12 protein-coding genes are annotated in these 9,684 nt (G+C 74.7%); 5 read left to right on the top strand and 7 right to left on the bottom strand.

Translation table 11 applies throughout. The features are described 5' to 3' along the window. Nucleotides 1-33: 33 nt before the first annotated feature. Entirely contained in the window at nt 34-735 is a 702-nt protein-coding gene (locus tag ACFW1A_RS33770) for a G1 family glutamic endopeptidase (protein ID WP_380415858.1), read from the bottom strand. Nucleotides 736-958: 223 nt separating this feature from the next. On the opposite strand from ACFW1A_RS33770, the gene ACFW1A_RS33765 reads away from it, so the two are divergent. Continuing rightward, the gene (locus tag ACFW1A_RS33765; RefSeq protein WP_380415856.1) at nt 959-1,927 is read left to right on the top strand and encodes a LuxR C-terminal-related transcriptional regulator; all 969 of its coding nucleotides are present in this window, start codon (nt 959-961) and stop codon (nt 1,925-1,927) included. Here the strand turns inward: ACFW1A_RS33765 and ACFW1A_RS33760 are convergent. Both ACFW1A_RS33760 and ACFW1A_RS33755 read right to left on the bottom strand, forming a co-directional pair. Continuing rightward, nucleotides 1,924-3,327 (bottom strand): glycoside hydrolase family 5 protein, encoded by a 1,404-nt coding sequence (locus ACFW1A_RS33760; protein ID WP_380415854.1) that lies wholly within the window; start codon nt 3,325-3,327, stop codon nt 1,924-1,926. The genes ACFW1A_RS33765 and ACFW1A_RS33760 overlap by 4 nt on opposite strands. Nucleotides 3,328-3,408: 81 nt before the next feature. After that, nucleotides 3,409-4,095 (bottom strand): TetR family transcriptional regulator, encoded by a 687-nt coding sequence (locus tag ACFW1A_RS33755; protein WP_380415852.1) that lies wholly within the window; start codon nt 4,093-4,095, stop codon nt 3,409-3,411. 101 nt (nt 4,096-4,196) lie between these two features. Between ACFW1A_RS33755 and ACFW1A_RS33750 the strand changes: the two genes are divergently transcribed. Beyond that, nucleotides 4,197-5,414 carry an acyl-CoA dehydrogenase family protein gene (locus ACFW1A_RS33750; protein WP_380415849.1) on the top strand — a complete coding sequence of 406 codons (1,218 nt, stop codon included), beginning with the start codon at nt 4,197-4,199 and terminating at the stop codon, nt 5,412-5,414. A 16-nt stretch (nt 5,415-5,430) separates the two neighbouring features. Here ACFW1A_RS33750 and ACFW1A_RS33745 read toward each other — a convergent pair whose 3' ends face one another. Further along, entirely contained in the window at nt 5,431-5,625 is a 195-nt protein-coding gene (locus ACFW1A_RS33745; RefSeq protein ID WP_380415847.1) for a DUF1918 domain-containing protein, read from the bottom strand. 105 nt (nt 5,626-5,730) lie between these two features. Further along, on the bottom strand, nt 5,731-6,579 hold the full coding sequence (locus ACFW1A_RS33740) for an enoyl-CoA hydratase/isomerase family protein (protein WP_380415845.1): 849 nt from the start codon (nt 6,577-6,579) through the stop codon (nt 5,731-5,733). A gap of 90 nt (nt 6,580-6,669) precedes the next feature. Here ACFW1A_RS33740 and ACFW1A_RS33735 point away from each other — a divergent pair, with 90 nt between their 5' ends. Further along, nucleotides 6,670-7,161 carry an NUDIX domain-containing protein gene (locus ACFW1A_RS33735; protein ID WP_380415842.1) on the top strand — a complete coding sequence of 164 codons (492 nt, stop codon included), beginning with the start codon at nt 6,670-6,672 and terminating at the stop codon, nt 7,159-7,161. Continuing rightward, complete coding sequence (locus ACFW1A_RS33730) at nt 7,161-7,892, top strand: 4'-phosphopantetheinyl transferase family protein (protein ID WP_380415839.1); 732 nt, start codon at nt 7,161-7,163, stop codon at nt 7,890-7,892. Before ACFW1A_RS33735 ends, ACFW1A_RS33730 begins: the two co-directional genes overlap by 1 nt. A 15-nt stretch (nt 7,893-7,907) precedes the next feature. On the opposite strand, the gene ACFW1A_RS33725 is transcribed toward ACFW1A_RS33730, so the two are convergent. Further along, complete coding sequence (locus ACFW1A_RS33725) at nt 7,908-8,327, bottom strand: RidA family protein (RefSeq protein WP_380415837.1); 420 nt, start codon at nt 8,325-8,327, stop codon at nt 7,908-7,910. A 59-nt stretch (nt 8,328-8,386) separates the two neighbouring features. Here ACFW1A_RS33725 and ACFW1A_RS33720 point away from each other — a divergent pair, with 59 nt between their 5' ends. After that, on the top strand, nt 8,387-8,608 hold the full coding sequence (locus ACFW1A_RS33720) for a hypothetical protein (RefSeq protein ID WP_380415835.1): 222 nt from the start codon (nt 8,387-8,389) through the stop codon (nt 8,606-8,608). Between the two features lie 66 nt (nt 8,609-8,674). Here the strand turns inward: ACFW1A_RS33720 and ACFW1A_RS33715 are convergent, their stop codons facing one another. After that, a complete protein-coding gene (locus tag ACFW1A_RS33715; protein ID WP_380415833.1) occupies nt 8,675-9,547 on the bottom strand; it encodes an effector binding domain-containing protein in 873 nt (290 codons plus the stop codon). Nucleotides 9,548-9,684 lie beyond the last annotated feature (137 nt).

The following is a 9,684-nucleotide window of genomic DNA, read 5'->3' as shown; positions in this document are numbered from 1 at the left end:
GGCCCGACCGGGCCCGCCCGCCGCCGCACCGGATCAGGCCGGGACGATGGCGAAGGAGCCGTTGTTCAGCCCGGTCTCGGTGTACTGGCCGCTGTCGACGGCCTGCGGGTAGAAGGCGTCGAAGACCTGGCCGTTGACGGTGATGTTGGCGAAGTCCAGCTCGTTGAAGGACGGGTAGCTCTGCGAGGGCGACTCGATCACGGCCTCGGCGCTGACGTTGCGCCCGCGCAGCGACTTGGTGATCGAGCGGGTCCACCCCTTGGTGGTGTCGGTCAGCTTGAGCAGGTAGCTGCCGTTGCCGCTGGTGGTCACACTGGCGGTGAAGGTGTCGCCGGCGTCGACCGGGTCGTTCCAGAAGACCGGCGGGGCCGGGTACATCTCGTACCAGGCGGAGAAGGCCGGGTAGCCGCCGGAGCAGTCCACCTGCACGCCGGTCTGCTCGACGGTCTGCGAGCCGTAGCCGTCGATGCCGATCCACGGCGCGAACAGGTCGTTGGCGGTGTTGCACTGGACGTCCGGCATGGTCCAGGAACCGGTGATGCTGCGGAAGCCGCTGCCCTGGGCCACGTAGCCGCCCCAGACGCTGCCGGCGTAGCGGTGGCCGCCGTTGCCGTAGTGGGCGGGGCCGTAGCGGTGGTCGGCGGGGGCGGCGCTCGCGTGCGGGGCGGCGAGGGCGAGGCCGGAGACCGCCACCAGGGCGGCGAGCGAGGCCCGGGCGGTGCGCAGGCTGGACATGGCAACTCCTTGGCTGTGGGGGTTCGGTGACGCCGGTGGGGTGGCCGCGGGGTGGGGCCGGCGGCGATCGGCGTCGGCGCTCAGCGTGCGGGCTCGCGAGGCCCTTGCGGAAGGCGGTGGCCGGTGCCGGAAACTGACATGGCGGAAACATGACACTTGCGCGAGGTCTTGATATTGCGGCAGGGTTCCAGCACAGTCGGGGCCGACGAGGGAGGGCCGAAGGGTGGCGGAGCAGTGGACCGCGCGGCTCGGCGGCCTGGGGCTGGCCCCGGACCAGGAGCGGCTCTACCTGCAGCTGCTGAGCACGCTCCGGCAGACCGCCGGGCAACTCGCCCAGGCCACCGGGATCGCCGGTGACCGGGCCGACCTCGCGCTGACCGTGCTGGCCGACCTCGGACTGGTCGAACGGCCGCTCCCGGACGGTGCGGTGTGGAGCGTGGCGGCGCCGGACGTGGCGCTGGAGGAACTGCTGCTGCGGCGCGAGCTGGAGCTGCGGCGGACCCGGGGGCGGATCACCGAGCTGCTGCGCACCTACCGCCGCTCGCGGATCGAGACCGAGGCCGGCGAACTGGTCGAGATCGTCACCGGGCGGGACTCGATCGGCGAGCTGTGGCGCAGCCTGCAACTGGGTGCCCGGGAGCAGCTGCGGGTGCTGGACAAGCCGCCGTACATCCGCCGGGCCGACGCGGACGTGGAACTGGGGGCGCTGGCCCGGGGCGTGCGGATGCGGGTGGTGTACGAGAGCCGGGTGCTGCGCGAGCCGGAGCGGCTCGCCGAGATCCACGCGTTCACCGGCGCCGGGGAGCAGGCCCGGGTGCTGCCCGAGCTGCCGCTGAAGCTGGCCCTGGTGGACGACACGTGGGCCCTGCTGCCGGTCAGTTCGGGCACCGAGCTGCAGTCCGTGGTGCTGCTGCGCCCGTCCTCGCTGCTGGACGCGCTGACCGGGCTGTTCGAGCTCTACTGGAACCGCGCGATGCGGCTGCCCGCGCCCGATTCCGACGAGCGCCCGCAGGACCGGCACCGCCAATTGCTCGCCCTGCTGGCGGCCGGCCTGACGGACGAGAGCATCGCCCGGCAGATGGGCGTCTCCACCCGCACCGTGCAGCGCTGGGTGCGGGAGCTGATGGACCGCTTCGGCGCCCGCACCCGGTTCCAGGCGGGCATCCAGGCGGCCCGCGCGGATCTGCTCTAACTGCCCTGCTGCACCGTGATGGTGGCCTCGGCGCCGCGCGGCACCCGGACCCGGGGGTGGCCGGCGTCCGACGTGTCCAGCTCGGCCGTCGCGCCGCCGACGCCGATCCGGGCGCCGGGCGCGGTGGCCAGCTCGGTCCAGCCGCCGGTGCCGACCAGGGTCACCGTGTAGCGGTCGGCCGCCCAGGACTCGCGCACCGGGCGCCCGGCCAGCACCGGTGCGTACGGGCCGAAGGCCGGGCCGTCGCCGGGGGCGGGCGCGCCCGCCGGGTCCAGGGTGCAGTAGCCGCCGGTGCCCCGGCACCAGTACCACATGGTCCACCCCGCCGCGAAGCCCGCCATCGCGGCCACCTGACGGCGCACCAGCTCGGCGTTGCCCGGGGTGCGGGCGTTCGGCGGGCCCCACTCGCCGACCAGGACCGGCATCCGGTGCGCCGCCGGGTAGGCGGTGATCGCGGCGGTGTAGGCGGCCACGAACCCGTCGGCCGGGTCCCAGTCGGCGCCGTTCTCCACCGCGGTGTCGTAGAAGTGCGGGGCGTAGCCGAGCCGGGCGGTGCCGGGGCGCGGGTCGGTGAAGCCGGGCAGCCGGGTCGGCACCCCCTGGCCGACCAGCACGGTCGGCTCCACGAAGAGCCAACTGTGCTGGTCCGCGCGGCGGACGGCGGCGATCAGCCGCTGGTACATGGCGGCCAGCCGGCCCTGCTCCAACCGGGCCGAGGAGGCCGCCAGCACCGCCGGATCGCTCGGGTCGCCGTCCACCGGGCCGAACGGCTCGTTGAACAGGTCGTAGCCCAGCAGCGAGCGGTGGCCGTGCAGTTCGCGGGCCAGCCGGGTGTAGAAGTCGGCCTGGTCGCGGCGCAGGTCCGGATCGTCGTAGAGGTGCCGGAAGGCGGCCTGCACGGCGGGTTGGAAGTACCCGGCGAACCAGTCGGCGGGGTCGGGCACGAAGGGCAGGCCGTCGTCCCGGGTGGCCCAGGCCGGGATGCCGTCGCTGCCGAAGGCCGGCCCGTACACGTCCTGGTGCAGGTCGACCACGGCGAGCAGCCCGTACCGGTCGGCCCAGCCCAGCACCTGCTGCAGCTTGGCCAGTTCGGCGCGGTCGAGGCGGCCGCGGGCGGGCTCCAGCCGGGCCCAGGTGACCGCGACCCGGACCAGCGTGAAGCCGTGCGCCGCGACGGCGCGCAGGTCGGCCTCGGTGGTCTCGTCGTACTTGTCCAGGTTGACGCCGCGCGGCTCGACGACCCGCCCGTCGGGGCCGGCGAACAGGGTGCGCCCGTCGGCGGCGGTGACCGTGCCGGTGGGGAACGCGGGGCGGTGGTCGGCCGCCCGCGCGCTCGGCGCGGCGGTGCCGAGCAGGACGGCGGCGGTCAGCAGCAGGGTGGCGAAACGCACGGGCAGCACGGACACCTCGCACGGGCGGGCGGGGGAGTGGGCGGTGTGCCGATGCTCCCCGAGTGCGGCGCCGAGCACAAGAGGTGAGGACTACTCAGGTTTTTCGGGCCTCCCCGGCTCCGTCCTCGCGGCCTCCGCCGCCGCGCCGCCGGCCGGCCGCGGGGTGGGCAGCGGATCGGCCGCGGCCAGCCGGCCCCAGAGCAGGTCGGCCAGCGCCTGCACCATCTTGGCCCGCGGGCAGGGCTTGCTCTCCAGCCACCAGTCGCCGGCCGCCAGCACCATGCCGGTGATCGCGCGGCCCCAGGCCTCGGAGAGCAGCGGCGCGTCCGGGCCGAGGTCCACCTGCGCGGTGACCGCCCGGGTGATCTCCTCGGCGATCTGGCGCAGTGCCGGGGCCAGTGCGGCGCCCACCCCGTTGGGGTCGCCGGACTCCGGGTGGGTGAGCAGCCGGTAGATCTGCGGGCGGGACTCGATGCCGGCCAGGTAGGTGTCCAGCACGTGCTCCACCCGCTCGCGCCGCTCCAGCGGCTCGGCCAGGGCGGCCCGCACCGCCGTCAGCAGGCCAGAGGTGTGACGGTCCGTCAGGGCCTGGAAGAGGCCGCTGCGGTCGCCGAAGTGCCGGTAGAGGATGGGCTTGGTGATGCCGGCCTCGGCCGCGATCGCGTTCATGCTCGCGCCGGGGCCGTCCCGGCGGACCACCCGGTCGGCGGCGTTGAGCAGCTGCTCGCGCCGCGGCTCCTCCAGTGCGGTCACCCCGCCCCTCCTTCTCGTTGACATCCGTTACCTATGAGTAGCAGACTCCCACGGTGTTACCCCCGGTAACCCCCCGGGTGGCGCGATCTTGGTCCGATGGATCCTGGAACCTGGAGGAGTAGGAGATGAGCACCTTCTCGATGGCGCTCGGCGAGGACCAGCTGGCGGTCCGCGACTGGCTGCACGGCTTCGCGGCGGACGTGATGCGGCCGGCCGCGGCCGAGTGGGACGAGCGCGAGGAGACCCCCTGGCCGATCATCCAGGAGGCCGCCAAGATCGGCATCTACTCCCTGGACTTCTACGCCCAGCAGTTCTTCGACCCCTCCGGCGTCGGCATCCCGGTCGCGATGGAGGAGCTCTTCTGGGGCGACGCGGGCCTGGGCCTGTCCATCGTCGGCACCACGCTGGCCGCCGTCGCGGTGCTGGCCAACGGCACCGAGGAGCAGATCGGCACCTGGGCCCCGCAGATGTTCGGCACCCCGGACGACGTCAAGGTGGCCGCGTTCTGCTCCTCCGAGCCCGACGCCGGCTCGGACGTCTCGGCCCTGCGCACCCGCGCGGTGTACGAGGAGGCGACCGACGAGTGGGTGCTCAACGGCACCAAGACCTGGGCGACCAACGGCGGCATCGCCGCCGTGCACGTGGTGGTGGCCACCGTCGACCCCGCGCTCGGCGCGCGCGGCCAGGCCTCCTTCGTGGTCCCACCGGGCACCGCGGGCCTGAGCCAGGGCCAGAAGTTCAAGAAGCACGGCATCCGCGCCTCGCACACCGCCGAGGTGGTGCTGGACGGCGTGCGGATCCCCGGCCACTGCCTGCTGGGCGGCAAGGAGAAGCTGGACGAGCGCCTGGCCCGGGCCCGCGAGGGCGCCCGCAAGGGCGGCAAGAACGCCGCGATGGCCACCTTCGAGGCCTCCCGCCCGGCGGTCGGCGCGCAGGCCATCGGCATCGCCCGGGCCGCCTACGAGGTGGCGCTGGACTACGCCAAGACCCGGGTCCAGTTCGGCCGCCCGATCATCGACAACCAGGGCGTGGCCTTCACCCTGGCCGACATGCGGACCCGGATCGACGCGGCCCGGCTGCTGGTCTGGCGGGCCTCCTGGATGGCCGCCAACCAGCAGCCGTTCACCGCCGCCGAGGGCTCGATGTCCAAGCTCTACGCCGGCGAGACCGCGAAGTGGGTGACCGCGCAGGCCATGCAGATCCTCGGCGGCAACGGGTTCACCCGCGAGTACCCGGTGGAGCGGATGCACCGGGACAGCGCGATCTACACGATCTTCGAGGGGACCAGCGAGATCCAGCGGCTGGTGATCGCCCGGTCCATCTCGGGACTGCCGATCCGCTGACCGCGCGGGGCGGCGGTCAGCCCTGGGCCGGGCGGTGCCGCACGGTGCAGTCCGGCCCGGGGAAGATCAGGGTCTCGTGGCCGTCCTCGAACCGGACCAGGTAGGGCGGTTCGCCGCCCTGCCCGTGCACCTCGATGACCTCGCCCTCGCGGTCGACGATGCCGACCGCGCGGCTGTGGATGTGCAGGTGGTCGCCCACTTCTGCGCGCATGGTCCCTTCTCCTTAGCTCGTACGGGTGTGGGGAACTGCTGGTGGGGGCGGTGCGGATGCCCCCACCGGCATCTCACCAGAGAGCCGGGAACCGCACGCCTCACGTTACTCCGTCAGGCCCAGTGCGGCGTCGGGGAACCGCGGCTCGCGCCGTTCCAGGAAGGCGGCCAGCCCCTCCGGTGCGTGCGGCGCCCGCCGGGCCAGCCGCTCCCAGGGCGCCAGCGCCGCCGCCGCCGCGCCCGGCTCGCCGGCCGGCACCGCGTTCAGCGCCGCCTTCGCCGCGCCCGTGGTCTGCGGCGAGCGCCGGGCCAGCAGCCGGGCGAACTCCAGCGCCCGGGCGTCCAGCCGCTCGGCCGGGTGCACCTCGTCCAGCAGCCCGAACAGCTCGGCCCGGCGGGCGTCCACCAGCTCCCCGGAGAAGAGCAGGTACTTGGCCCGGGCCGGGCCGACCACCCGGGCCAGCCGCGCGGTCGGCACCGCCGGGTAGACCACGCCGAGCTTGGCCGGGGTGATCCCGAGCCGGGCGTCCGCCGCGCCGAACCGCAGGTCGCAGGCGAGCGCCAGCTGGCAGCCGCCGCCGACGCAGGAGCCGTGCACCACGGCCAGGGTGGGCAGCGGGAAGTCGGCCAGCGCCTGTTCGGCCGCCACGTTCTGCGCGTGGTAGGCCTCGGCGGCGGCCGGGTCGCCGTAGATCCCGGAGAGCTCGGCGATGTCGGCGCCGGCGCTGAAGGTGCCCTCGGCGCCGGTCAGCAGCAGGGCCCGCAGGCCGGGGCGTCCGGCCAGCCCGGCGAGCAGCCCGGGCAGCGCCTGCCACATCGCCCGGGTCACCGCGTTGCGCCGGTGCGGGCGGTCCAGCACCAGCACGGCCACTCCGTCCTCGCCCGCGTACGGGCGCAGGCCCTCGGCGGGGCTCGGGAGTTCGGTGCGGTCGGCGAGCAGCGGCTGATCGGTCATGGTGCCACTCTGGCAGGCCCGGCGGTGCGGCACCGCGGGCGGGCCGGGGTGCCGTGTTTGAATCCGCCCGGAGGCGAGAGGATAGGCCTCATGGATCAAGACCAGCTGCTGCCCCGCGACGCCTGGCTCGCCTCGCTGCCCCGCTCCTACACCGCCGCCGGCACCCTGCTCACCGACGAGGCCGGCCGGATCCTGGTGCTCAAGCCCAACTACCGCCCCGGCTGGCAGTTCGCCGGCGGCACCATCGACCTGGGCGAGGACGCGCTGCAGTGCGCGCGGCGCGAACTGCTGGAGGAGACCGGCCTCGACCTGGAGGTCGGCCGGCTGCTGGTGGTCTCCTGGACCCACCCGTCGGAGGCGCTCGACCACCCCGCCGTGCACTTCGTCTTCGACGCGGGGACGGTCCCGGCCGGCACCGCGATCGCGCTGCAGGAGGCGGAGCTGGAGGAGTACCGCTGGGTCACCGAGGAGGAGGCCTACGAGCTGCTCGGCGAGGCCCGCGCGCCCCGGCTGCGGGCGGCGCTGGCCGCCCGGGCGGACGGCGTGGTGCGCGTGGTGGCCGGCACCGTGACGGGGATCTGATGGCGGATCGGGAGTCGGCCGGCGTCGCCCTCTGGCGGGTCCCGGTGACCGGGGCGAACGCCGCCGCGGCCGCCGCCGCGGCGACCCGGCTGCTGGACCGGGCCGAGCTGGCCCGGGCCGCGGCCTTCCGCCGCCCGGTGGACCGCACCCTCTACGAGGTCGCCCACGTCGCGCTGCGCACCGTGCTGGCCGAGCGGTTGGGGGCGCGGCCGGCGGAACTGCGGTTCGGCCAGGGACCGTGTCCGGGCTGCGGCGAGCCGCACGGGCGGCCCGAGGTGGCCGGACCGGTCGAGTTCTCGCTCTCGCACGCGGCCGGCCTGGCCGTGATCGCGCTGGCCGACACCCCGGTGGGGGTGGACGTGGAGGGCCGCGAGGTCTTCGCCGGGCAGGCGGGCCAGGAGGTGGCCGGGATGCTGCACCCCGCCGAGCGCGCCGAGCTGGACCGGGTGGGCGCTTCGGCGCCGGACCGCTGGTCGGCGGCGGCGCTGCGCTGCTGGGTCCGCAAGGAGGCCTACCTCAAGGGCACCGGCATCGGACTGGGCCGCGGCGCCGGGGCCGAGTACGTGGGGGTGGGCCCGGGGTTCGGGGCGGTCGCCGAGGGCCCGGCCGCGCCGGCCGGGTGGCAGGTGCACGCCGTCGAGGTGCCGGAGCAGTACGACGCGGCGGTCGCGGTGCTGGCTCCGGCCGAGCCCCGACTCGCGGTCACTGTGCGGGAGTTGGCGCTGAGCTAGGGCGGGTCCCGCGACTCACGCGCGGGGGCGGATCAGGTGCGCGTCCACCTCGATCTCGATCTTCATCCGCGGGTCCGCCAGGCCGCACTCCTGCATGGTGGCGGCCGGGCGGACCGCACCGAAGGCTGCGCGCAGCGCCGGCCAGCAGGCCTCGAAGTCGTTCCGGTCCGGGAGCAGGTAGCGCACCCGGACCACGTCGGCGAAGGAGCAGCCCGCCTCCGCCAGCGCCGCGGCGATGTTGCGCAGGACCTGCTCGGCCTGCTCCACCACGGAGTCGGAGATGGTCATCCGGGCGTAGTCGAAGCCGGTGGTGCCGGAGACGTGCACCCAGCGGGAGTCGCCGGACTCCAGCACCACCGCGCGGGCGTAGCCGATCTGCTCCTCGAAGGTGGAGCCGCTGAGGACGGCCCGGCGGGTGGGGTGATCATGAGTCATGGCGCCGACCGTACCGGGACGGTGACCGGCGTGTCAGCGGGGTTTGGCACCCTTGCCCCATGCGCGCTCCACGAGTCCAGTGCCCGACCTGCGGCCGTCCGGTCGCCCTGATGCCCACCCGCCGCGCCGGCTACGGCGTCCTGCACGACCACAAGCGCGACCGCCGCTCGCTCCAGCTCTGCGAGGGGAGCATGGCGCAGCTGGCGCTGAGCGAGGCGACGGTCTGGCAGGACGCGCTGCCCGGGCTGCCGGGCAGCGCGGCGGAGGCGACGCTGTTCTGACGGCGCCGCGCCCCGGGCCCCGCCCGCCGTCGGTGCCGCCCGCCGTCGGCTCAGCCGGGGTGCGGGTCAGCCGGTGGTGCGGGTCACCGGGATCCACAGCTGCGCGTCCGAGTGCGACGGGTCGTGCTGCGCCGCCCGGGTGCGCAGGATCTCGGGTCCCGGGCGGTACTCGTACGGGTTGGACGGGATCCACTGCGCGGCCACGTCCGCCCACATCTGCTGCAGCGCCTGCGGGAACGGCCCCGAGCTCTCGAACACCGCCCAGGTGCCGGCGGGGCAGTCCAGCACGTCCAGGTCGTCCGGCAGCTCGGCGGCCGAGCTCACCACCGCCTGGTAGTGGTCGAGGTCGCTGCCCTCCTCGAAGCCGTCCGACAGGCGCACGGTCGCCGACACGATGCCCGCCGGCTCCTGGTCCGAGAAGCCGTGGATCCGCAGCATGGTCTCCGGCGGGATGCTCCGGACGTGCTCGGCGATGTGCGGGTTGACCCCTCGGTGGATCAACGGCACGCGGGCCTTCCTGCCCACGACCTTGAAGGCGTCCTTCTCGACGATGCGGTACCGCATGGTGCTGTTCCCTTCGACGGTGAGGCGGAAGGAGAGCCGGGGCTGCGCGGTGAGGGCCGCGCCGGTGCGCCGGGCCTCGCCCGGGCCCACGCCGTGCACGGTGCGGAACGCCCGGGCGAAGGCCTCGCCCGAGGCGTAGCCGTAGCGGACCGCGATCTCCAGCAGTGTCGGTTCCCCGGCCAGCACGTCGGCCCCCGCCAGGGTGAGCCTGCGGCGCCGGACGTACTCCGACAGCGGCATCCCCGCCAGCGAGGAGAACAGCCGCCGGAAGTGGTACTCCGAGGTGAGCGTGATCCGTGCCAGCTCGGACACCTCGATCCGCTGGTCGAGGTGGTCCTCGATGTGCGCCATGGCCTGGTTCAACCGGTCCAGCAACCCCGGCCTCCTTCCCTTTCGACCACCACGGTAGGAAGGGCCAAGCCTGCCGCACCCGACATCCTGTGCCCGCTCCGGTCGGGTGGTGGCGCCGACAACGGAGCGGGGGCGGGACGGTCGTGTCGACGACCGTCCCG

The organism is Kitasatospora sp. NPDC058965 (genome assembly GCF_042741245.1).
GTDB lineage: Bacteria > Actinomycetota > Actinomycetes > Streptomycetales > Streptomycetaceae > Kitasatospora.
This window is presented reverse-complemented; position numbering and strand designations above follow the sequence as displayed.